Genomic DNA, 23785 nt, shown 5'->3' with positions numbered 1-23785 from the left:
TCAGTCGGTTCCGCGGATCCGGCGGCGGACGATCAGCAGGACACCTGCCAGCAGCAGCGTGAGCGCTGCGAGCGACAGCCCGACCAGGCCGGTGGTGCCGGTGAAGGCGAGCTCGGCCGCGTGGACCTTCGCCGCGAGTCCGACCGGGTAGACCACGGTGATCGTCGCGAGGACCTGCTGGCCGTCGCTGTCGACGATGCTGTAGCCGACCTGCACGGTGCCGGTGAAGCCGTCCACCGGGGTGAAGACGACCTTGCCGTCCCGGATCGTCCAGGTGCCCTTGCCGTCGACCGTGATGCTGTCGACGAGTGCGCCCTTCGGGTCGACCAGGTGGAGGCTGCCGCGGTCGAACGTCGCTCCGCTGGTCGGCTTGTCGTTCGTGAGCGGGTCGATCGTCACCGGCTGGTTCGCCGTGCCGGTCGCCTTGTCGTCGGTCGCGACGGCGTGGGCGAGGACGGTGATGGTCGTCGTCACGGTGGTCGTCTGTCCGCTCTCGTCCGTCACGATGGCCGTGAAGGAGTCGACCCCGGTGAAGCCGGCGGCCGGGGTGTAGATCCAGGCGCCGTCCTTCTGCAGGGTGACGGTGCCGTGCGCGGGCTTCCGGTCGATCTTCGCCCAGAGCGCCACACCGTCCGAGCCTGCGAGCACACCGTGCGCACCGTCACGGCCGACCGCGGTGCCGGCGATGGTGGTCGCCTTGCCGTCCTTGGCCATGATGCCCACCGTGATGGTGACCGTCGCGCTGGTGCGCTGCCCCGATGCGTCCTGCACCGTGTAGGTGACGTGGTCGGTGCCGGAGAAACCGGCGGCCGGGGTGTAGACGAACGTGCCGTCGGCGGCGATCGTCACGGTGCCGTGCTCCGGGGTGCCGGAGCCGACGACCGTGAGCTTCGTGCCGTGGTCGTTGCCGAGGACGCCGGGGCCCGTGACGGTGACGGTCTTGCCGGCCGGGGTGCTGGTCTTGTCATCTCCCGCGGTCGGGGTGACCGTGATCGTCACGACTCCCGTGGCGGTGTTGCCGTCGGTGTCCGTCGCCGTGTAGGTGAAGGTGTCCGTGCCCGACCAGTCCTTCTTCGGCGTGTAGGTGTAGCCACCCTTCGCGCCGAGCTCGACGTCGCCGTGCGTCGGCTTCCGGTCGAGCGTCGCCGTGAGACCGGTTCCGAGGTCGTTGCCGAGGACGCCGTTCGCCGTGGTCACGGTGAGCGTGCCGTTCGTCGTGGTCGTCCCGGAGTCCGGCATGGCGACCGCACCGACGATCACGATGACCGTCGAGGTCGTCGTCTGGCCGCTGCTGTCGGTGGCCGTGTACGTGAACTCGTCCGTGCCGGAGAAGCCGGGGGCCGGCGTGTAGACGAGGCCGCCGTCGGTGCCGGTGGTCACGTCGCCGTGCGCCGCGTCGCCGTGGCCGGTGACGGTGAGGCCGGAGCCGTTGTCGTTGGCCGTGAGCGTGGTGCTCGCGATCGGCAGCGGGGTGCCGGCCGGTGTCGTGACGAGGTCCTGCTTCGCGGTCGGCGACACGGTCACCGTGACCGTCGTGGGCTGCGTGCTGCCGCCCGTCGAGTCCTTCGCCGTGTAGGTGAAGGTGTCCGTTCCGGAGAAGCCGTCCTTCGGCGTGTACGTCACCGTGCCGGGTCCGGTGATGCCGACGGTCCCGTTCGTGCCGTTCGTGACGGTCGCCACGGTGAGCGTCGTGCCCGAGTCGTTCTTCGTGACCGGGACGTCGACCGGGGTGGAGGCCGGGGTCGAGCCGGTGTCGGCGACGCCCTTCGGCAGCACGGTGATCGTCACGGTGCCGGTCGTCGTGTTGCCGTCCTGGTCGGTGACGGTGTAGTCGAACGAGTCCGGACCGGAGTAGCCGGGCTTCGGCGTGTAGGTGTAGCCGCCCTTCTCGCCGACGGTGGCGGCGCCGTGCTCCGGCTGCGTGTTGTCGGTGACCTCGAGGCCGGTGCCGTCGGAGTCCTTCAGGACGCCGTCCTCGTCGGAGACCGTGACGGGCTCGTCGGTGGTGGCCGAGCCGGTGCTCGCCGCGACGACCGGGGTGACCGTCACGGTGACGGTGCCGGTGCCCTTGTTGCCGTGGGCGTCGATGACCGTGTACGTGAAGGTGTCCGTGCCGGAGAACCCGGAGTGCGGCGTGTAGGTGACGGTGCCGTCGTCGGCGACCGAGAGGTCACCGTTGGCAGCGCCCTGGGCGCCGATGACCTGCAGGCCGTCGCCGTGGTCGTTCTTCGTCAGCTCGCCGGAGGTCACCGAGACGGGCTGGCCCGCCTTCGTCGAGATCGCGTCTTTCTCGGTGCCCGGGTCCACCGTGATGGTGACCGTGCCCGTGGAGGTCCGGCCGGAGCCGTCCGTCAGCGTGTACGTGAAGGTGTCGGTTCCGGAGAAGCCGTCGTGGGGCGTGTACGTGTACGACCCGTCGGTCGCGAGGTCGAGGTCGCCGTTCGTCGGCTTCTGGTCGACCGCGGCCTGCTTGCCCGTGCCCTTGTCGTTCGCGAGCACGCCGTCGTCCTTCGACACGGTCAGGGTCTCGCCAGCCGTCGCGGTGGCGGTGTCCGGCGCGGCGGTCGGACCGACCACGATCGTGACGACGCCGGTGCTCTTCTGGCCGGAGGCGTCCGTGACCTCGTAGGTCACGGTGTCGGTGCCGGAGAAGCCGTCCTTCGGCGTGTAGGTGAGGGCACCGGTCGCCTGGTCGACGGACGCGTCACCGTTCTTCGTGCTGGTCGCACCCGTGACCTGGAGCGTCGTGCCGACGTCGTTGCGTGTCAGGTCCCCCGCCGGGATGGTCAGGGTGGCTCCGGCCGTGGTGGAGGCGGTGTCCGGGTTCGCGACGGGGGTCACCGAGACCGTCACGGTCGCCGGCTGCGTGGTGCGGCCGGGGCCGTCGGTCACCGTGTAGGTGAACGTGTCGGTGCCCGAGAAGCCGTCCTTCGGCGTGTACTGGACGGTGCCGTCCGGCTGGGCGACGGCGGTGCCGTTCGTGGGGGTCGTCACGACGGAGGTCGCGAGGTCCTTCCCGTGGTCGTTGTGCTGCACGTCGACCGTCAGCGGGGTGTTCGCCGGCGTGGTCGCGGTGTCGTCGGTCACGGTCGGGGTGACCGTGATCCGCACGGTGGCGGTCGTCAGGTTCCCGGCCTTGTCCGTCGCCGTGTAGGTGAAGGAGTCCGAGCCCGAGAATCCGTCGTTCGGGGTGTACGAGTACGTCCCCGTCGCCTTGTCCACGGTCAGCGTGCCGTTCGTCGGCGCGGTGGTGCTCGTGATGGTCAGGCCAGTCCCGAGGTCGTTGCCGAGCAGGCCGGTCTCGCGGGTGGTCGTGGTCGCCGTGGAGCCCGCGCCGATCGTGATGGTGTCGTCGACGGCCTTCGGCAGCACGGTCACCGTGACCGTCACGGTGTCGGACTTCCCCGCGCCGTTGCCGTCGGTGACGGTGTAGTCGAAGGAGTCCTGGCCGGAGTACCCGGTGGTGGGCGTGTACGTGTACGAGCCGTCCGGGTTCACGGTGACGTCACCGTGCGCGGGCTTCGTGTTGCCGGTGACGACCAGGTCGGACCCGAGGTCGTTGCCGAGCAGACCGGGGGCGGTCGCGCTCGTCGAGGAGCCGGAGGTCGCGGTGATCGTCTCGGTCTTCGCCGTCGGCAGGACCGTGATGGTCACGGTGCCCGTGATGGTCGAGCCCGCGGTGTCCTTCGCCGTGTAGGTGAACGAGTCCCCGCCCGAGAAGCCCACCTTGGGCGTGTACGAGTAGGTGCCGTCCGTGTTCAGCGTCAGGGTGCCGTTCGTCGGGTCGGTGTGGTTCGTGACCGTCAGGCCGGTGCCGCGGTCGTTACCGAGGACGCCGGTCTGCTTCGTCGTGGTGGTCGCGGTCGAGCCGGCGTGCACGCTGAACGCGTCGTCGACGGCCTTCGGCGCGACGGTGATCGTCACGGTGCTCGTCGAGGTCCGGCCACCGCCGTCCGTCGCGGTGTAGGTGAACTGGTCCGTGCCGGAGAAGCCGTTGTTCGGGACGTACGAGAAGCTCCCGTCCTTCGCGGTCATCGTGAGCGTGCCGTTCGCGGGGTCGGTGTGGCTCGTGACCGAGAGACCGTCACCGGTGTCGTTCGCGAGGACACCGGGGGCCGCGACGTCGAGCTTCGTGTCCACCGGGGTGGAGTACGTGTCCGCCGCCGTCGCGACGTGGACGCGCTGCAGCACGTTGGCGAAGGTCACGACGACGTCGGTGCCGTCGGAGGAGGTGGCGGCCGGGAAGGTGAAGGTCGCGGTGTTCCCCGTGCCCTTCGCGACCTCGGCGCCGCTGTTGACGTTCACCGCCCGCCACGTGGTGGCGTAGTTCGCGAGGTTCGTGGTACCCGCAGCGGTCTGGGTGACGGTGTAGTCCTTGCCCGGCGTGGTGAGCACGGCGCCGGCCTGCTGGTCCTGCACGCCGTTCTTCGAACCGCTGGTGGTCGCGGTCGTGCCGCTGTTGGTCGAGGAGATGCCGCCGCCGGTGACGGCGAGGCCGAACTGGTCGCCGGAGTTCCACCGGTCGTCGACGCTCGAGGCACCGGTCACCGTGTCGGCGTAGTTGCAGGTCGCGAGGTCGCTCGCACGGAAGGACGCGTTGACCGAGAAGTTCCGGAGCGACTGTCCCGTGGTCGGGTCGAGCTGGTACAGCACCGTCGAGGTGTTCGACGGAGAGTTCGACACGTAGAGGTAGCCGTCGGACGAGAACGCGATGCCCGGGCTGTTGGTGCCGCTCGGCAGCGTCGCGATCTCCGTCGCGTTGATGGTCGGCGCGCCGGCGGTCGTCGGGAGCTTCGGGACGTTGACCCGGTAGATCTTGTCCGCGGCGACGACGAACATCTGGCCGCGGGAGCTGAAGGCGAAGTCACCGTTGCCGGACTTGATGCCGCCGGTCTGGTCGATCGGGATCTGCCCGACCTGGCCGATGTTCTTGCCGGTGTTCGGGTCGTAGGCACCGAGCCACCCGGTGTCGCTGCCGTAGTAGTAGATGCCGGTCGTCGGGTCGACTGCGCCGCGGAGGATGTTGCGCGTCGAGTCGGTCTGGATCGTCTTCGTGACCGCCGCGGTGCCATCAGCCTTGGCGGGGACGTACTCCTTGAGGGTGTTGTTCTGCCCGTTCGAGGTCGCGTACATCTTCAGGCCCTCGCGGGAGATGCCGAGCCCGTTGTTCGCGTCCGTGCCGAGCGTCGTGACGTCCGCGGTGGTGCCGGCGCTCGCGGTGTTCGTGACGTCCACGGCGAGGACCTTGCCGGTCGAGTCGATCGCGTAGACCGTGTTCTGGTCGCAGATGAACGCGCCGTTGGACGTCGCCGTGACGGCCGATGCGGGAGCTGCAGTCAGGGCCGCGGTCGTCGCGGTGATCCCGGCGCCCACGAGGAGCGTGGCGCCGAGCATGGCGATGAGTCGGAGCCCCTGGCGGGCTCGGGGCACACGGGTGTCCTGGGGATGGCGCATCGGTCTCTTTCGGGTCGGGACGTGCTCGGCGGACGGACGCGCACCGGGCTCCGGTTGCGAGCTCGGGCGTCCTCCGCCGTCTCCGATCCTGGCAGTTCCCCGCACGCTGATGGGGACATCGCGGTCCCCAATAGGGGGGACCCTCCCCGAACTGGTGCCACGCAGCGGTCACGGTCCGGCACGGTAACGTCGGCCGACATGACCTCGGCCTTCCGCACGGCGTCGGCGCGGACCTCGTTCGCCCGCGCGGTGCTGGCCGCGGGTACCGCGGTGCTGATCGCCCTGGCGTCCCTGCCATGGGTCGCGACCGCGGCGGTGGAGGCGTTCCGCGCGGTGGTGACAGTGCTCCGGGGAGCCGGGCACGGCCTCCTGTCCGTTGAAGACGGCTTCGTCACGGCGATGGCCGTGACGGCGGTGGCCATCCCGTTCCCCGCGCTCGTGGCCTTCGCGGTGCCCACCGATTCCCGGCGGGCGACGGGCTGGGCTGCACTCGGAGCGATGGTGCTCGGCGGGCTCCTCGCACTCCGCACGTCGACTCCGGGCACGACGTGGGTGTCGGTCGTGATCGCGATCGTCGTCGGGCTGGCGCTCGGGTGGCTCGTGCTCGCCGCGATGCGGGCGCCGCTTGCGCCGGCGACGCCGCGCAGTCGTCGGGTCGCAGGGTGGGTGATCGTCGTCTACGGCGTCGGGGTGCTGATCGTGGGGTTCGCCGGCTCCCCTGTGGACGCGGGGGCGCATCCGCTCATCATCCGGGCGCTCGACGCTGCGCACCGGGTCGGCGTGCCGGACTGGTTCGGGTACGGGGCGCTCGAGTTCACTGCCAACGTGCTCTTCTTCGTGCCGCTCGGGCTGCTCGTGGTGCTGCTCGTCGGCGCGCGGCGGTGGTGGGTCGGCGCGGCGGCCGGGCTCGTCGTCAGCGCGTGCATCGAGACCGGGCAGGCGGTGTTCCTGCCGGCGCGGTTCGCGTCGCTGGACGACGTGCTGTCGAACACGAGTGGGGCGGTGATCGGCGCGCTGGTGGGGGTCGTGGTGCTCGGGTGGGGTGCGCGGCGTCGCGCTCGCTGAGGGCTGCCGTGCTGGGTGATGGGCGCCGCCCGACTCGGAACGACGACTCGTTGTCGTACGACAGCGGATCTGTCGCTGGCGCGCGCGTGCAACTGTTGCAGGCGCGTTCGGACGACAGAACCGCTGTCGTACGACATCGACTTTGTCGCGTGCCCGGTCGGCGCCATCGCGTCAGAGCAAGCACTGACCACCCGTCCGCCCCGCAAATCGGCTCATTGCGACGGGACAATACGCGCCACCCACCGTGCCAGCTTGTGGCTCGGACGCTCAACCGACCAGTAGAACGCCGTCGCGACGGCGAGTGACACCGGGATGCCGACGAGGAAGTCGATCGCCCGGTTACCACCGAGGTAGTCGACCGTCGCAATGATCGGGTCGTGCACGAGGTAAAGGCTGAACGACACGGTCCCGAGCAGCAGGACCACTCTGGATTCCAGGGCGTGACGCAGTCGTCGATCAAAAATCACGACGAAGACCAGTCCGGCCGCACCGACGAGTTGCACCGTGTCGGTCATGTCGAGGAAGTGCATGTTGCCAGTCGTGAGGAGCGCGAACCAGTAGGTGCAGAGGCCGAGAAGACTGACCGCGAGCACGAGGGTCCAGACCAGGTTCGGTCGCCTGCTGCGGGCGATCTGTTCGGCCAGCGTCCGGAGGTCGTCGAGATGAGCCGCCATGAGGACCCCTACGGCGAACATCGACATGAAAAGGAGCAGGTTCCCGATCGGTGGGTGGGAACTGCGCAGGTAGGCGCCGACGGTCGTTGCGGCGAGGGATGCGGCGAGCTTCCAGCCCCAACCGATCCGGAACCGGACGATCACCAGTACGTACAGCGGGAGTAGCAGGGAGAAGAGCACCTCCCACACGATCGACCAGAGCGGTCCGTTGTAGAAGTTCGAGTCGTGGAGGAAAATCGACCGCTCGATGAGCTGTCTGACGTCGATGGTCGTGCCACGTTCACTGGTCCATGCTGCGCCCGCGGCAGGATCGATCGATCGGGTCAGCAGGAACAAGCTCAGTGCCCACGCGATCGCGACCCACACGGGCAGGTAGAGCCGGATGAGCCGTGCTGGGTAGTAGGCGATCCAGCGGAACTTCGCCGACCGGAGGACGGGGAGCGTCAGCACGAGGCCGCTCAACACGAAGAACACGAACACGGCCTCTCCTCCGCCCCACACGAGGTGGAGCGGCGTGTGCACCATCAGCCATGCGAGCGGATGGCCCGAAGGGACGGCTGCGGGCTCCGAGTAGGTGGACGTGTAGATCGGGAAGCGGAGCATGCAGTGATGGATCACGACGACGAGTGCGGCGATGCCTCGCAGCCCGAGCAACGAAGCGATACGTCCCGTGGTCGAGGGCATGCTCACGTCGGACAGCACGCCGTTTCGCGGCAAAGTGGTGTTGGTCATCGCCGCTCGTTTCGGTTGGGCAGGGCAGATGCGATCGTGAGGACACCACAAGGCCCCCGGAGCGGACGCTCCGGGGGCCTTGTGGTGTCAAGCAGAGGTCAGGCAGCCGTGCGCTGGCGACGCACCGAGGTGCGCACCGCGAGGAGGCCACCGCCGAGGACGACGGCCCCACCGGCGACCCAGAGGGCCAGCGCGGAGATGGTGCCACCGGTGAAGGCGAGCGTGCCGTTACCCGAGGCAGCGGTCGCAGCAGCGCCGTCGGCCGGGACGACAGTGAGCGCCGTGGTCGCGACGTTGCCCGACGTGGCGCCGGTCGCGGTGAGCGAGTAGGTACCCGAAGCGCCGGCCGGGAGCGTCACGCGGACGGTCGCGGCACCGGTCGAGGAGGCCACGTAGGTCTTCGAGACGGTCGTGGTCGGCAGCGCGCCGAGCGTGGCGGCGCCAGCACCCGTGACGGATACCGTGACGGTCTCGTCGGCGATGAAGGAGCCGGCCGCGAAGCCGACGGTCGCGGTGCCACCGGCCACGGCGGAACCGGAGACCGAGACATTCGAGGCCGGGACGTAACCCGCAGCGTTGGCGGCGGCCGGCGTGGCGATCAGTGCCGCGGACGCGAGCACGATGGCAGCGATGATCTTCTTCATGAGGCTCCCCTGAGAACTATGGCTTCGCGAGGACGATGCGGGTCTGCCCGGAACTCCATGCAGTCGCTATGGCGAAGTTGTCTCAACCTACCGGGTCTTCACAGTCAATTGCCACGTGTTTCGTATCGTTCACGTTAATTCCTGGTGTGCTCGTGACGTCGACAGGGGTGCGCGCTGCGCTGGCCGGGCCGAGGAAGGACACTTTCAAGGTGGTACTTTCCCCAGGTGAGAGCAGGGTTTGGAACTGTGCGACGGGGTACTTGCCGTCCGTTGCGGTCTGTGGGGACGCGACCTTTCCGTCCTGAGAGGCCTGGACGTAGACACCCGAAGTGGGGGCGTACACGGCGACGTTTGTCCGGATCGCGCCGGGTGTGACGCCGTACTCTCCGCCCCCGGTCACGTACTCGGGCAGGCTCGTCGCCGCGTCGGCTGGCGCGGTGTTCTTCAGCGTGACTTCGACGACCCACGTCGGACGGCCGTCCTTCCGGCACACCTGGCTGCCCAGTCCGACCGTCTTGTCGAGGTAGTAGTCCATCTTCGCGCCGGTCGCGTCGTTGAGGTACACACCGAAACGCTGCGTGTCCTTGTCGCTCCTCGGCAGGTCTCCCGACACCGCCGTGCCAGCGAGCTGCTCCTGCTCATCGGCGTTCGCACTCCAGAGGCGCACCCGCCCCTCGTCCACACCGGTACCCAGCGCAGCGATGAACGCCTTCGGGTCGAATCCGCCCTCGGACACTTTCGAGAACACGGCACTCGCCGCCGACGCGAAGAACGCGTCCTGCACCGTCGGGTCCGGGTACTTCGCGTACGCGTCGCTCAGCAGCAGCTGCACCGCGTTGTCCGACGTCAGGGTGTCCCCCGTCGCGAGTTGCACCGGGCCCGTCGCCTTGAGGATGTAGCCGAGCGTCACCGGGTCGATCGCGAGGACACCGTCCACCGTTTCCCCGTACTTCTGCTTCCACATCTCGCGCGCGAGTTGCGCCGACGTCTCGAAGCGCGGCGTCAGGGTGACGTCCTGGATGTACTCTCCCGTGATCCCGCCGTACAGCCCCTGCGTGTCCGTCGCGAGCGGCAGCACCGGCTGGTCGGCGATCGCGAAGTCCGACGTCGACGCCTGCCGCCCGAGCGAGATCGCGCCATCGTCGACCGTCAGCTCGGCGACCGCGCCGGGGATCCCACCGCCGGCACGCAGCTCCGCGTTGTTCTGGAACAGCACCAGGAAGTGCTTCGCACCACCGTCGCCGAGCATGCTCGGCGCCAGCGCGACCGCGCGGTTCGCAGTGTCGGCCTGCGTCGAAACACTCGACAAGGAGGCTCGGAGCCGGTTGACGGCGTCGGTCACCGCTGACAGGGTGCCGCTCGTGTCGATGCGGTCGGCGTCGCGCGACGCCGCGGCGAGCGTCGTGGTCGCCTTCGCCACTGCGGGCTGTGCCTTCACGATGGGTGCGAGGTCGACTTTGCCGTTCGTCGGCTTGAACGCGTCGACGTCGACATCTCCGACGACACCGGCGACCGGGCGGACTGCGTCCTTCGCGACGTTGTCGACGATCACCGAGACCTGGCGTACGGCACTGAGGTTCGTCCCGAAGAACGGCACGGCCTCCGCTGCACGCCACACCGGATCGCCCGTGAGGGACCGCGCGTGCGCAGCGCTCTGCTCGAGTTCCGTTGCTGTCCGCTCTGCGCCAGTAGCGTCACCACTGCTCAGCTCGGTCTTCAACGAGTCGACCTTCGAGACAGACGTCTCGAGAGCGTTCTTCGCCATGACTCCGCGCACACCGACCCACGCCACAGCGAGCAGCAGCAAGAGGATCAGAGCGAGGACGCTCCACAGGACGTAGCGAGGTCGGGACCTCCGGGGCCGGGTGGCGCGTCGGGACTCGGGCAGGTCCGACATGGAGTCAGCTTAGGAGGACGACGTCGGCGTGGTGGCTACAGACACAGGGCCACGCGATTTCCGAACGAGCAAGACGCACTGCGGGATGAACGCGATGAGCTCACCGACCGCTACCGCTGCCGCAGCGCCGACGGCCCCGAAGGAAAGGACCCCGACGACGACGAGCGGCACGGTCGCGATGCCGCCGACCAGGGTGTAGCGCGCCAGCTGGCGGCCCGCTCCCAAAGCGAGCAGACACACCAGACCGACAACCTGTGCGCCGACCAGGAGCACGAGCACGGCAGCGAACGCCGCGACGAGCACCCAGGGCAACCGGATTCTGCCGTGGCTGAGGAGATCGGCTGCCCACGGGGCGACGACGAGGAAGGCCGCCGAGCCGACGACGACGAGCGCGGTGCCGACGATCGCCGCTCGACGCACGCGGCTCCGCACCCGGTCAGGGCCGCTTCCCGGGACCCACCCCTGCAGGAACTGGACGAAGGGGGATGCCGCCGTGGTGCCGAAGCGCAGGAGCTTGTCAGCGAGTGCATAGGCGGGCAGCGCCGCCGGAACCAGACCCGCGACGAGGATCGCGGGAAGCGCTGCATTCGCAGCCGACACGAGAGCCAGCACCAGTCCGTCGGACTGCCCTCGGAGGACGGTGAGCGACCGACGAACACGGACACCGTCGGCCACGCCACGGATGCCTGCGATCGTGACGGTGGACAGAGCGACCCCGACCAGGATGCCGACCAGCTGGAGCGCGGGATACCAGAACAGGGGTGCGCCGATCGCGACGGCCGCGACGCCGGCTGCACCCCCGAGCACGCGAGGCGCAGTGTCCAACGCGACGAACTTGCCAGGCTGCGCGGTCCCGGTGAAGAACCATCCGGCGAGCAAGCCGGTACACGCGTACGCGGCACAGTTGAGCGCCGATTCCCACGGAGCGGACGGTACGACGAGCGCGGTGACGAGTACCGCGAGGACCGCGATCGGCAGGGTGAGCAGGAGCCGTGCCCGGTACGACTCGATGTAGATCCGCGGACGCTCGGCAGGGGCCGCCCGAGCGACGTCCGTGGGTCCCGTGGTCCCCCACCCGAAACCGATGAGCACGGAGGCTCCGGTTCCGATGGACTGTCCCGCTGCCAGACCTGCCCACGCCGACGGTCCGGCCACGGCGATGACGATCGGGATGCTGATGAGCGTGACGAGGGCTGAGACCGCGACGGATGCTGCGTAGGTCCCCACGACCCGGACGTGTCGGGAGCGCACCGGAGCCATCATCGCCGATCAGACAACGTGCGCTGCAACGACGGTGCCGCTTTCCCACGCACGCCGAGGGCACCGTGCACGATGCCGATCGCCGTCCCGAGCGCCTGCTTCGACCTGCCAGGACCGAGCACGAGCGACACGGCGAGCGTCTTGCTCTCAGCGAGCGTGTCGCGGACAAGCCACCGCAGGGCCACCTGCGTGAACCGCGGGTAGACGAGCAACCGATTCCTCGTGATGTAGTAGCGCCGAAGGGGCGAGTGGTGGGAGTACGAGCGCGTCCGTCCGCCGATACGGACGGGGCGGCCCCCAATCGTGATCGGCATCGGATCTCCGACCGGATGGAGCATCGAGGCACCGTCTGCGAGGACGACGAGTCCACCTCGTCGACGCGCACGGAGCACCCAGTCCGTCTCGACCGCATCGATCACGAGGGACTCGTCGAACAGTCCGATCCGGTCGAGGCCCTCCATCGAGAAGAGCATCCCGGACTGCGCGACCTGGAGGGCCGTTCGGAGTCCGCTCACACGGCCGTCCGCCGCCGCTCGCCTGTCGTTGTACTGATCTGCCGCCGTCGCGACCACGTCGAGTCCATGGGCTCGCGCGGCCGTCATCGCTCGGATCGATGCGGCGACGTAGTCCGCGCCGAGCTCCGAGTCCTGGTCGACGGTCAGGACGTACCCGAGATCGGGCACCTCCGTACGCGCCCTGCGGATGCCGGCGTTGAGGGCGGCGGCGATCCCTGCGTTGCCCTGGGTCTGGAGGACGACACCGGGGATCCCGTTCAGTTGCCCCACCGGCTTGCGCGATCCGTCATCGACGACCACAACCGCGGCTACTTGGCGCCGGAGGTCCGCGACGCGCTCGTGCAAACCCTCGCCGGGGTCGTACACGGGCATGACCGCGACGGTGGAACGAGCACTCATCGCCGGACCCTGCCAGCGTCCAGGAGTCGCTTCCGGATCGCGCCGAAGCCCGGCACGCGGGCTTTGAACACTGCGAACTCATCGGGGAACGAGTACTTGACCGCAAGGGAGGCGTCACCGATCGTCAGTCCGATCCGCGCCCCGATGGCGCGGCGCTTCCACGCTCGGAACCGAGCGGACTCGCTGCCGATGAACGGAGAAGGGAGCGTCCGCCCCATCGGCATGCCCAGCAGGTGCTTCCGGTACGTGCGACGCGTCCGCTTGGTCAGGACACCGCCGTCCGCATCCCGTGCGAATCCGTATTCCGGAGACGCTCCGAGCATCCCGCGGGCGGAGTTGACGAGCCCGGCGTACTTCCGGCTGACCTCGCGCAACGCAGGGAAGTCGTCACCGACCTCGCGCAGGTCGACCGACAGCCGCACGCTGATCGCTTCCGGGTCCGAGGGATCGAACCCGCTGAAGTGCAGGAGCCGCAGGTCGTCACCGGAGTCGAGTGCGTATCCCGATCCCTCGGCTTGGAATCGACGTTCGTGGAGGTTCCACGGTCCGACGTTGTACCCGCCGTGCCGCAACGAGTGCGCGTCGAAGAAGTTCGCTCCGACGTCGACCCACTTCTGGTCGACGAACACCCCGAGGAGCGGGTAGATCAGACACTCGCGCTCCAGGTGCGACCACCACCAGTCGAGGAACTGCACCGCAGATCGCCCGACAGCGCAGAAGCCCAGGTTGAAGATCCCCACCGTGAGGTCGTGTCCCTCGGTGATGTGGTCCACGGATCGCTCGATCGGTTGGAGGAAGTGCGGTGTGAGGACGATGCCGTGCTCCGCCACCAAGCCCTCCAGCTCCGCGAGCGGCGAGACGACCATCATGTCGGGATCGAGGTAGACGACCGTGGGCGCTTCCTCGAGGAGGGCCTTGAAGAACAGTGGCTTCACGGAGGTCGAGAACTCGACGACGTCGTAGATCGCCGCGAGCTCCAGGACCTGGCGCTCGGACAGGCCGAGTACCTCGGTGGTCACGACACGCAATCCCGGACGGCCCTGCTCGAGGTCTCGACGGTCACCGTCCACGACCAGGATGACGAGTTCCTTGTCAGGCTCGATCTCCTGGATGCTCGCGTAGAGCGCGAGCGCTTGTGGGAGGTAGTTCTGGGCGACGACGGTGCAGTAGAGCACCTTGCCGGTCGGTTCAGGCACTGAGTTCACTCTCTATCGATTGCTGGACGTTCGCGGCGACCTCGTCCCAGGAGATCGGTGTGGACGCTCGGGCGAACGTCCCGCTCCACTCGCCACCGGCCAGCTGGTCCATGCTCTCGGCCCAAGCGCTCGGAGACTCGTCGTCGACGACTCCCACCCCGCACTCGCCGACTGTCTCCCCGACCACCGCGCAGCTCGCAGCGAAGGCCACCGGTACCCGGCCGACACGCGCTTCGAGAGCGGGGAGCCCGAACCCCTCGAGTTTCGACGGGAAGACCAGGCCCGCAGAAGTGGCGTACAAGCCGGCGAGTTCGGAATCCGTCATGCCTGTCCGGACAGACACTTGTTCCCCGAGGCCGCTCTCGTCCGTCCAACGGCGCGCCTGGGCGCCGTCGCCAGTGACGACGGTGAGCCGGTAGTCCGGGCGCTGGCGGAGGGCCTCCCAGAGCACTCGCGCGTTCTTGTGCGGCTTGAGGTTTCCCACGTAGAGGAATTCCTCCTGTCGTGCTCGCCGTTCCAGCGCCCCGAACACACCGACGTCCACGGAGTTCCCGACGTTCACGACCCGCACCTTGTCGTCAGCAAGCCACGTCTCGATACGCCGCTTGGAGTACTCGGAGACGGTGTGGACGATTCCGGTCCGACGTATCGCTGGTTTGAGCACGCTCTCGTAGTACGCAGACTTGGCCCTCGATGCTTCAGCGGGCTCGTCCAGGTGGATGAGGTCGTGGACGGTGAGGATCTGTCGCCGGCTCAGTGACACGTTGAATCCCGGCGAGTACCGGGTCTTCGACACGCCCTGGAACGGCGACCATGGCGACCCTGAATCGAGTCGCGGCCATTCGGACGGAAGCCTCCGAAGCACTTCCCGGCCGAACCGGGCGATGCCGAAATGCCCTCTCCATCTGCCGTCGAGAACCGGGTTCACCGCAAGACCTCCGATCTGGGCTCAGCGCAGAACTCGATGATCAGCGAGATCGCGACGAGGGCGTTCAGTGGGAAGACCGACTGCAGGGGCAGGTTCGTGAGCCCGACGAGCATCGCAACGGAGAGTGTCGCGGATGCGAAGTGCAGGGCGCGCCCGGGGCCGCCGATCACCGAGGCACGAGCATTGCGCATCGACCGGACGAGCAAGGCGAGGAGGATCACGACGTAGATCAGGGTGTAGACGACGCCCTCGGTACCGATCATGTCCACGTAGCCGCTCTCCACCGTGACGGCCATCGGGTCGAACCCGGAGAGCTGACCTGCGCCCAGATCGGAGAGGACCGAGAACGCGTTGAGGTGACCCTGCACGCTTCCGGCCTTGCCCTGGACGAAGGACTCGACGACCGGGTTCGACACCAGCGAAGCAACCTGCACAGCAGCGCCGGCCGCGATCACGACGAGGAGCGCCGGGATCCATGTCGACGAGACCTTGAGTTGCAGTACCCAGACGATCACCAGCGCCGCGAGGGTCGACACGACCCCGGTGACGGACTGGGTGAGGAGCAACGAGCCGAGGAGCAGCAGGACGATCGGGATCCGGAACCGCCTGAAGCCGAGCGCAGCGATCGGGAGCACGAAGGCGATCGCGATCGCGAATCCGTTCGGATCGTCCCAGAGGGATCCGAACCGGATCGAGATGGTTCCTTCGTAGGCGAGGGCAGGAAGTCGGCCGATCGCCAGGTAGAGGAGGACCTGTATCCCGTTCACGACGATGGCGATGACGGTGAACCACTGCAGCACCCGGACGACGGGTGCCGGTTGGATGACCGGCGCTGCGAGGAGCACCACGACGCTGAGTGAGAAGAAGATGCCGTTCTCGACAAGGTCAGGGCGCTTGAAGAGGATCGCCTGCGCGACCGGCCAGACTGCGACGCTCGCTGCGCCGAGCACGATCGCTGGCGGAACAGTGGTCCGCGCGAAGGACCTGACGGATCGAGATGTTCCGAAGTAGAGGACGGTCAGACCGACCAGCACCGCGTAGAGCAGGTACTTCGCAGCTTGCAGGCTCGACGGAGTGTCGCTGTAGGACGGGCTCGTCGTCGACGAGTTGATCTGCAACGGGTACCGGTACGAGAGGTAGTAGAGCACGAGCAGGAGTGCGAACGCGACGAGGCGCGTCGCGCCGCGGTCGTGCGGGTCGAGTGCCGAGTCCGTCCCGCCCCTGACCGAGGGCAGTCGCGGCCGCAAGACGTCAGCCATCGCCTTCCTCTCCGACCCACTCGCGGAGGCGATCGACGAACGGAGCGTGGCCGAACAGCCGCGCTCGTTCCTCGGCAGCGCCGGTGATGTCCTGCCGAGACAGGCCGTCCAGGGCCGCCCGGATCTGGGAGTGGTCGTCGGCCTGGACGTGCACACCCGAGATACCGTCTTCGACGGACTCTGCCGCTCCCCCGAACGCGTTGACGATCACCCGGCCGCCAGCCGCAAGCGCCTCGACGGGAACGATGCCGAAGTCCTCCACCGCGAGGAACAGCAACGCGAGCGCCCGTTGGTACAACGTGCGGATCACCGGGGTCGACGGGGCGATGAGGAAGTGGGCATCCGCTCCGAGATCCAGCGCAAGCCGACGGAGACGGGCTTCGTCGGGCCCCGAACCAGCGAGCACGACCGGGATCCCTTCCTCAGCGGCGAACTCGACGACGGCATCGAGCCGCTTGTACGGGACGAAGCGCGACACGCCGAGGACGAACTCGGTGGGGAGGGAACCGAGCTCGACGGCCTCGTTCTCCGTGAGCTCGGTCGACCAGTCGTCGACCGCCTGGATCGCTTCGACAGGCACAGGCGGGTGGATCAGTCGGCTCTCGACGCCCCAGGCACGCCGCATCCGGTCCTGCACGAACAGGCTGTTCGCAGCGAACGACGCACTCCTGTCGACGGCGCCACGGTCGTAGGCGCGGAAGAGCGGGCGCACTGCCCGAACAGCACGACTTGCCGACCGCTGGTCGAGCGCCGGGTCCCAGATGTACCGGGCGGGTGAATGCGTGTAGACGTACTTCCTGATGCCACGTTGACCCCGCACCCGTGCTTGGTGTGCGAACGCGTTCGAACTCACCAGCATCCAGTCGAACGACCGGGGATGCCGGATGTCCCGCCACACCAGTGGCATCAAGGGCAGCGCTGCTGCTTTGTGTCGCCGGAACGGCGTCCGGGCCAGCCATGACTCGTCAACGGTCGTCCGGCTCGAGAAACGGTCGCCGGAGTCGTCCCAGAGCGCGAACATCTGTGCTCCGGGGAACGCGTCGAGCATCCCGTCCAGCACCACCTCGGCACCACCTCGCCGCTCGAGCCAGTCGTGCACGATGAGGCCCGTCATGACCGTCCCCGATCTGTTCCGAAGTCAGTACGCACCGCTGCTCCGAACCACTGCACGGAGCGTCCTCCAGAGGATCACGAGGTCACCGGTCATCGACCAGTTCTCGACGTAGAACAGGTCCAGTCGAACCGAGTCCTCCCACGACAGGTCCGATCGACCGCTCACCTGCCACAGCCCGGTCAGACCCGGCTTGACGAGGAACCGACGGTGCACGTGCAGGTCGTAGCGTTCCACCTCCCGCTGCAGGGGCGGCCGGGGACCGACCAGGGACATGTTCCCGGCCAGGACGTCGAAGAGCTGGGTGAGCTCATCCAGGCTGTACCGACGCATGAACGCCCCGACGCGGGTGACACGGGGATCGTTCCTCATCTTGAAGAGGACGTTGTTCCCTCCGGCGCGGTCCAGGGCGCTGAATTCCTGCAGACGGTCCTCGGCGTCGACGACCATGGACCGGAACTTGACCATGGTGAACGTGCTGCCGTTCAGCCCGACACGCTCTTGCCTGAACAGGACCGGACCCGGGGAGGTCAGCTTCACCGCGAGCGCCAGCACCAGGAGCACCGGGGACAGGACGACGATCAGCACGGCGGAGACGACCACGTCGAAGATCCGCTTCGTGTACAGCTTTCGACCCTCGTACGTCGGCGTCTCGACGTGGATGAGAGGCAGTCCCTGCACCGGGCGCGTGTGGATTCGCGGCCCGCCGATGTCGGTGAGGCTCGGCGCCACGACGAGGTGCTGCCGTCCCGGCTCGAGCGACCAACTGAGCTCTCGGACGCGTTCGGGAGGCAGGTCGTCGGCGCTCGTGATCACGACGGTGTCTGCGCCGCTCTCGGCCAAGGCCTCGTGGATCTGGTCCAGGCCGCCGTAGCTGACGATGTCCGTGGTGCTGAGGACCCCCACCGAGCCGCTGGTGACCGTCGCACCGACCACCTGGTAACCGGCCTCGGGCGAGCGTGCGAGCTGACCACCGATGTGGATGACGCTCGCGGTCGAACCGACGAGCAGGACCTTCGCGGAGTAGTTGCCGGATTTTCGCTGGGCCACGAGCCACTGGCGCCAGATCCACCGGGACAGCAGCAGCACGAGGATGCCCACCGGGAACGCGATGAGGACGTACCCACGCGCGAGGTCGACGTGGAAGAGGAAAGCGGCGATCGCGAGCAGGCCGAACACCCGAACGCTCGAGTCGGCGATCAGGCGGTACTCGGCACTGCCGACCCCGATGACGCGGTCGCCACGGGTGTCGTACATCGCCAGGGCTGCCATCCAGACCGCGATGACCACAACCGAGATGCCGGTGTAGCTCAGGCGGAGGTCGTTCTCGTTCGCGGCGAGGTCCGAGTCGATGCCGAGCCAGGCGATCTGCACGCCGAAGACGACCCAGATCAGCACGAGCAGATCGGTGAAGATGACGCGGCGACCGTACGCCCGACTCCACTCGTGGGTCGAGCGCCCGATGGTGGCGGCCCGCTCGGCTTGCGTCGTCATGGTCGGCCCCGGCTCACCACGTGACACCACCGTCACCCGACACCTGCACCGAGTCACCGGCCCACAGCCACACGTGCTGGCCGCTCCTGGCAACGGTGACCGCACCGCTGGCATCGGCGTCGGCTGCACAGCCGACCGCGGTGGCCTCGGTTGTGGCGGTGACCTTCGCCGCGGGCATGCTCGCGATCTGCACGCCGTCGCACGACGCGATGCCGGTGCGGGCGAGCGTGTAGGTGTTGCCGGCGTCGGCGAGGGACCGGACGCCGTCGATCGGCGCAGCAACCCACGCTCCGGTGCCGGATCGCCACTGGACCTCGCCGTCGCAGGTGACGGCGGTCGTGTAGGTGCCCTCGAAGACCTCGATCGGGTCCGGGCAGGGTGCGTCGACGGTGCCGCTCTTCAGGAGGAGACCGTCGGTCCCGATGGCGGCGCCTGCCGCTCTCTCCGTCCCGTCCTTCCACGTGGCGCCGTCGTCCGTGCTGGTACGGACGGTGGGGGCGCAGTCGTCACCGGTGCCGGCGACGACGGCGACACCCGTGCTGCTGGCGCGGAGCGCCAGCACGGTGCTCACACCGTCACCGAGACCGACGGAGGTCCACGACTTCCCGCCGTCCACGGTGTGCTGCAGCACCGCCTCGTCACCGCCGCAGGTCCCACTGGAGGCTCGCCATGCCTCCAGGCCGTTGGTGGCGGACAGCAGGTGGCGGCCGGGCGTGACCATCGCCGCGGTCCCGCTGGTGGCGGTGGGCTGCGGAGCAGCCGTGCCGGTCCCTGTCGGGATCGGCGTGCTGGAGAAGGTGGGGATCGGACCGGCCGTGCCGTTGGTCGCGGGCGCAGTGCGCGCGACGGCGAGACCGACCAGGACCACGTCGATCACCACGAGGGCGACGACGACGATCCCGACCCAGACGAGGGTGCGACGCGAGATCGCTCGGCCGAGGCTGCTGGGTCCTCGGCGCGGGCTCACGTGGAGACCACCCTCACCGCTCCGCCTTCCGGAGCGCTCCGACGCGACCGCGGCGAGCCTGCTTCGGCGGCTTCGGGGCCTCGTCCTCGTCGGTGCCGTACCCGTAGGCGTAGCCGTAGCGGCCGTAGCCGTAGGCCCCGGGTCCCTTGGTCGGCATCATCGTCATGACGAAGCCGGCGATCGGGGCGCCGACGTTCTCGAGCGACTGGACGGCGCCCGCGAGCTGGCCCTTCATGGTCCTGCCGGACGCCACCACGACGATCGCGCCGGATGCCTTCTTCGACAGGATGGCGGCGTCGGTGACGGGGAGCAGCGGCGGGGCGTCGAAGAGGACGTAGTCGAACTGCGCCTCGAGGCGCTCGATGAGCATGCTCATCGCCTGCGATCCGAGGAGTTCGGACGGGTTCGGCGGGATCTCGCCGGCGGGCAGGACGACCATGTTGCCGCGGCCCCACGGGACGGCGACGTCCTCGAGCTCGGCGCGGCCGATAAGCACGTCGGTCAACCCGGCGCCGCCCTCGAGGTCCATGTACTGGGCGACGCGGGGACGACGCAGGTCGGCGTCGATGAGGATGACCTTGTAGCCGGCGCTGTCGAGGGCGATCGCGAGGTTCGCGACGGTGGTGCTCTTGCCCTCGGACTGGACGGACGAGGTCATCACGAAGGTGCGGGCGTCGCTGCCGATGTCGACGAACTGCAGGTTGGTGCGGAGCGTGCGGAAGGACTCGGCGCGGGGGCTGCGCGGGTCGACCTGCACGATGAGCGGCCGCTCCGATGCCTTGTTGTCGAAGGCGATGCCACCGACGATCGGCTTGTCGCTGATCTTCTCGATGTCCGCCTCGGTGCGCACCCGGTTGTCGAGCGTCTCGCGCAGGACGGCGAGGCCGACGCCGAGCGCGAGGCCGACGAGCAGGCCGAGGACGACGTTGACGGGCACGTTCGGGCTGATCGGGGTGCTCGGGACCTGGGCTTCCTTGACGCGGGTCAGCTTCACCGTGCTGGCGCCGTTCGCGTCGGTGGCCTCGATGTTCTGCACGACGTTCGTCAGGCTCTGCGACGTCGCGTTCGCGATGTCGGCGGCCTGCACGGGGTCGGTCTCGTTGACGGTGATGGCGATGAGCGTGGTGTTCGTCGGGGCATCGGCGGTGACGAGCTTCGCGAGGTCGTCGGCGCTCATGTCGAGCTTCAGGCTCGAGATCACCGGCAGCAGGACGATCGGCGTCGTCACGAGGTTCGAGTACGTCAGGACCCGCTGCTGCGTGAAGGTGTTGCCCTGTGCGAGGTCACTCGCGCTGCCGCTCGTCTGCGTGGAGACGAAGACCTGGGCCGAAGCGGAGTACACCGGCTGCTTGAGCACCGAGAAGCCGGCTGCCGCGGCGACGCCGACCAGCGCCAGCACCAGGATGAGCACCCATCCCTTGCGCAGCACCGTGATGTAGTCGCGTAGTTCCACGCGCCTGCCTTCCCCGTGGGACGCCGGCCGCGCGGTCCCTCGCGCGAGCGAGCCGGGATTTTCCCAGCAATCGGCAGGGAAATACTGCCACACGGATGCGTCCGGCTCGGGTCGACGGGTGTCGGGTTGCGCACCGTGTCCTCTACGGTGATGCCATGCAGCCGTCGCCCGAGGTCCAGGCTCGCCCTCGGGAGCGCGCGGTTCTCGTGGTGTTCGTGGCGATCGTGGTGGCGGTCGTGCTCGAACGGATCGTCGGCGGTGTCGCACGAACTGGGGGTCTGCCGGACCCGGTCGCGCAGGTGCTGGCGAGCGATCTCGCGGTGTGGGTGCCGCTCGTGGTCGGAGCGGTCGTCGCCCTGCGGCGGACGCGTGCTGTCCGCTCCCTGTTCCGGCTCGACCTCGCCGACGTGGTCGCGGCGATCGGCATCGTGGTCGTCTGCCGCGCCGTCGACGCAGTCATGTCCCTGTCGTTCTTCGGGACGACCGGACTCACCCCGGTTCCCACGCTCGGGCCACCCTCAGCGGCGCTCTTGCTCGTCGCGGCGATCGGCACCTGCGTCGTGAGCCCGATCATCGAAGAGGTCGTGTTCCGCGGGATCCTGCAGCGCCGACTCGCTGACGCGCTCACGCCGAGGACACGGTTCCTCGCGGTGATCGTGACGGCGTTCGTCTTCGCGATCGTGCACGTGCTGATCACCACCGGGGGATCGACGCTCGGTGGGTTCGAAGTGTTCGTGACCACGTTCCTGCTCGGGCTGCTCACGGGCACCCTGGTGGCGATGACGGACCGGATCGGCGGGGCGATCCTGGCGCACGCGGTGTTCAACGCCGTGGCGGTCGTCGCGACCTGGCCGCGCTGACCGATCCGGTCGCGATGCGGGCGTGCTGGCGCGCCCGCCCCACTCGCTCTGGGGGTGCTGCCACGCGACACCGCCACCTAGCGTTGATCGCGAGGACTCCGAACACCAGACGTGCCCCGAACCAGGGCACGACGGGCCCTCGGATCAGGGCAGCGAGCGGAGGCGACCCATGCACACGTTGAACCGACTCCTCGAACGCTGGTCCCTCACGCCGCTGATGAAGCAGGCTCCGCTCGCGCTGCTCATCGCGATGGCGACGGTCCTGTCCCTGACGATCCCGCAGCTCACGGTGAGCGACGAGGGCGGGCTGTTCACCGCGATCGCGCTGACGATCGTCGCCACCCTCTGGTCCGCAGTGATCGGCGTCCGCGGCCGCTCGGTCCCCGCGTTGGTCAACGTCGTGCCGGCGATCGACTTCCTCGCGCTCGGGATGCTGCGGTGGTCCACCGGATCGTCCACGTCGGTGTTCACCGCGCTCGTGGTGCTCCCCGTGGTGTGGCTCGCCGCGCAGGAGGGTCGGCGCTTCATCCTGTACTCCGCGCTCGGCACGGCGGTCGTGATCTTGACGCCGTTCCTGTTCGGCGCCGGAGTGATCGACCCCACCACCGAGTTCGTCCGGCTCGGTGTCGTGCTGGTCGCGTACGGCACGCTCGCGATCGTGGTCAACCAGCTCAGCCGCCTGCACGGCGCGCAGCTCCGGCGGTCGCGCGACCGGGAGGCCGTGGTCCAGGCCGAGATCGAGCGGGCTGCCGAGATCCAGCGTTCACTGCTCCCCCGGTCGGTGGGGCAGGTTCCCGGGTACCGCGTGGCCGGGACGTGCCTGCCCGCCAAGAGCGTCGGCGGCGACTTCCTGGACTGGTACGAGACGGACGGCGGCCTCACACTGACGCTCGGCGACGTGATGGGCAAGGGCGTCGGTTCCGCGCTGCTCGCAGCCGCGGTGCGCGCCGTGCTGCGGAGCGCCCGTACCGAACCGGATCCCGCTGCTGCGGTGCACCGGGCGTCGCAGGGCCTCGCGATCGACCCCGATCGTGTGGAGACGACGGCCGGCTTCACGACGCTGTTCCACGCCCGGATCGACGGCGACGTGCTGCGGTGGGTCGACGCCGGCCACGGGCTGACGGTGATCGCGCGACGGGACGGCTCGGCCGAGCGACTCGCGTCGTCGCATCTGCCGATCGGGCTGGGGCTCGACGAGGTGTGGACGGCGACGGAGACCCGACTCGGACCGGACGACGTGCTGGTGTGCGTCAGCGACGGCGTGCTCGACCTGTTCGGCGGCGAACTCGACACGATCGACCGCGTCGCCGCGATCGCACGCGAGGACACGAGCCCCGGAGCGATCGTCGAGCGCCTCATCGCACTCGCCCGGTCGATGGACCACGACGACGACGTCACCGTGGTGGCGCTGCGACGCGATACCGTCGCGGCGGCACCGGCGCTGACCGGCGCACCGGGACAGCTCGTCGGCGCGTAGCGACGGCTGCGCGGGCGGTCAGCTCGTGGTGGTTGCGGCTACCGAGCCGCGCGGATGACGTCCGGCAGCACTCGGCTGAGGCGGTCGGCGAGTGCGACCTTGGCCTCGGCGAGCGTGCGGTAGTCCCCGACGTACTGCCCGAAGGTGTCGGACACGAAGTAGTGCGCGCCCTGCTGGTCGACGGTGCCGCCGTAGTACCCGCCGTAGTTCGCGGCCCACAGGCCGGTGTCCGGGCGCGACCAGATGATGCGCGCCTGGGTCGGGGTCGACGGCGTGACGACCTCGGCTTCGATCGCGGTGATGACCTCGATCGTCTCGGTGTCCAGCTTCGCCTCGGTGTCGGGGCGGTGGGACTCGGCGATGCTCATGGTTCCTTCCTCAGGACGTGCAGGGGGTGTGG

The 23785-nt window shown here is 68.8% G+C and carries 17 protein-coding genes; 3 read left to right on the top strand and 14 right to left on the bottom strand.

The genetic code is table 11. From position 1 onward, the window contains the following. Positions 1-5454 carry an Ig-like domain-containing protein gene (locus QK288_RS05905; protein WP_281266879.1) on the bottom strand — a complete coding sequence of 1818 codons (5454 nt, stop codon included), beginning with the start codon at positions 5452-5454 and terminating at the stop codon, positions 1-3. Between the two features lie 198 nt (positions 5455-5652). Here QK288_RS05905 and QK288_RS05900 point away from each other — a divergent pair, with 198 nt between their 5' ends. Continuing rightward, positions 5653-6519, top strand: a complete 867-nt coding sequence (locus QK288_RS05900) for a VanZ family protein (protein WP_281266878.1) — start codon at positions 5653-5655, stop codon at positions 6517-6519. A 212-nt stretch (positions 6520-6731) separates the two neighbouring features. Here QK288_RS05900 and QK288_RS05895 read toward each other — a convergent pair whose 3' ends face one another. From QK288_RS05895 to QK288_RS05840, 12 genes are all read right to left on the bottom strand, one after another. Next, on the bottom strand, positions 6732-7925 hold the full coding sequence (locus tag QK288_RS05895) for an acyltransferase (RefSeq protein WP_281266877.1): 1194 nt from the start codon (positions 7923-7925) through the stop codon (positions 6732-6734). A gap of 98 nt (positions 7926-8023) precedes the next feature. Continuing rightward, the gene (locus QK288_RS05890; RefSeq protein WP_281266876.1) at positions 8024-8569 is read right to left on the bottom strand and encodes a sortase; all 546 of its coding nucleotides are present in this window, start codon (positions 8567-8569) and stop codon (positions 8024-8026) included. A gap of 82 nt (positions 8570-8651) precedes the next feature. Next, positions 8652-10334, bottom strand: coding sequence for a DUF4012 domain-containing protein (locus tag QK288_RS05885; protein ID WP_281266875.1), 1683 nt, complete (start codon positions 10332-10334; stop codon positions 8652-8654). 141 nt (positions 10335-10475) lie between these two features. Beyond that, positions 10476-11717: a hypothetical protein gene (locus QK288_RS05880; RefSeq protein ID WP_281266874.1), complete on the bottom strand. Its 1242-nt coding sequence runs from the start codon at positions 11715-11717 to the stop codon at positions 10476-10478. 8 nt (positions 11718-11725) lie between these two features. Next, complete coding sequence (locus tag QK288_RS05875) at positions 11726-12640, bottom strand: glycosyltransferase (protein ID WP_281266873.1); 915 nt, start codon at positions 12638-12640, stop codon at positions 11726-11728. Beyond that, entirely contained in the window at positions 12637-13836 is a 1200-nt protein-coding gene (locus QK288_RS05870; RefSeq protein ID WP_281266872.1) for a hypothetical protein, read from the bottom strand. The genes QK288_RS05875 and QK288_RS05870 overlap by 4 nt, the downstream gene beginning before the upstream one ends. Then, complete coding sequence (locus tag QK288_RS05865) at positions 13829-14764, bottom strand: glycosyltransferase (RefSeq protein ID WP_281266871.1); 936 nt, start codon at positions 14762-14764, stop codon at positions 13829-13831. Before QK288_RS05865 ends, QK288_RS05870 begins: the two co-directional genes overlap by 8 nt. Further along, complete coding sequence (locus tag QK288_RS05860; RefSeq protein ID WP_281266870.1) at positions 14761-16023, bottom strand: hypothetical protein; 1263 nt, start codon at positions 16021-16023, stop codon at positions 14761-14763. The genes QK288_RS05865 and QK288_RS05860 overlap by 4 nt, the downstream gene beginning before the upstream one ends. Beyond that, complete coding sequence (locus QK288_RS05855; protein WP_281266869.1) at positions 16016-17137, bottom strand: glycosyltransferase; 1122 nt, start codon at positions 17135-17137, stop codon at positions 16016-16018. The genes QK288_RS05860 and QK288_RS05855 overlap by 8 nt, the downstream gene beginning before the upstream one ends. Positions 17138-17161: 24 nt before the next feature. Then, positions 17162-18628 (bottom strand): sugar transferase, encoded by a 1467-nt coding sequence (locus QK288_RS05850; RefSeq protein ID WP_281266868.1) that lies wholly within the window; start codon positions 18626-18628, stop codon positions 17162-17164. Between the two features lie 13 nt (positions 18629-18641). Beyond that, positions 18642-19595 (bottom strand): hypothetical protein, encoded by a 954-nt coding sequence (locus tag QK288_RS05845; RefSeq protein WP_281266867.1) that lies wholly within the window; start codon positions 19593-19595, stop codon positions 18642-18644. A 13-nt stretch (positions 19596-19608) separates the two neighbouring features. Then, complete coding sequence (locus QK288_RS05840) at positions 19609-21048, bottom strand: polysaccharide biosynthesis tyrosine autokinase (RefSeq protein ID WP_281266866.1); 1440 nt, start codon at positions 21046-21048, stop codon at positions 19609-19611. A 155-nt stretch (positions 21049-21203) separates the two neighbouring features. Here QK288_RS05840 and QK288_RS05835 point away from each other — a divergent pair, with 155 nt between their 5' ends. Both QK288_RS05835 and QK288_RS05830 read left to right on the top strand, forming a co-directional pair. Next, complete coding sequence (locus QK288_RS05835; protein ID WP_281266865.1) at positions 21204-21908, top strand: CPBP family intramembrane glutamic endopeptidase; 705 nt, start codon at positions 21204-21206, stop codon at positions 21906-21908. Positions 21909-22077: 169 nt separating this feature from the next. After that, on the top strand, positions 22078-23385 hold the full coding sequence (locus QK288_RS05830; protein WP_281266864.1) for a SpoIIE family protein phosphatase: 1308 nt from the start codon (positions 22078-22080) through the stop codon (positions 23383-23385). 38 nt (positions 23386-23423) lie between these two features. On the opposite strand, the gene QK288_RS05825 is transcribed toward QK288_RS05830, so the two are convergent. After that, positions 23424-23753, bottom strand: coding sequence for a hypothetical protein (locus QK288_RS05825; protein ID WP_281266863.1), 330 nt, complete (start codon positions 23751-23753; stop codon positions 23424-23426). Positions 23754-23785 lie beyond the last annotated feature (32 nt).

The organism is Curtobacterium sp. 9128, from assembly GCF_900086645.1.
Lineage (GTDB): Bacteria > Actinomycetota > Actinomycetes > Actinomycetales > Microbacteriaceae > Curtobacterium.
The sequence above is the reverse complement of the archived record's forward strand: the minus strand, read 5'-3'. Positions and strand labels throughout refer to the sequence as shown.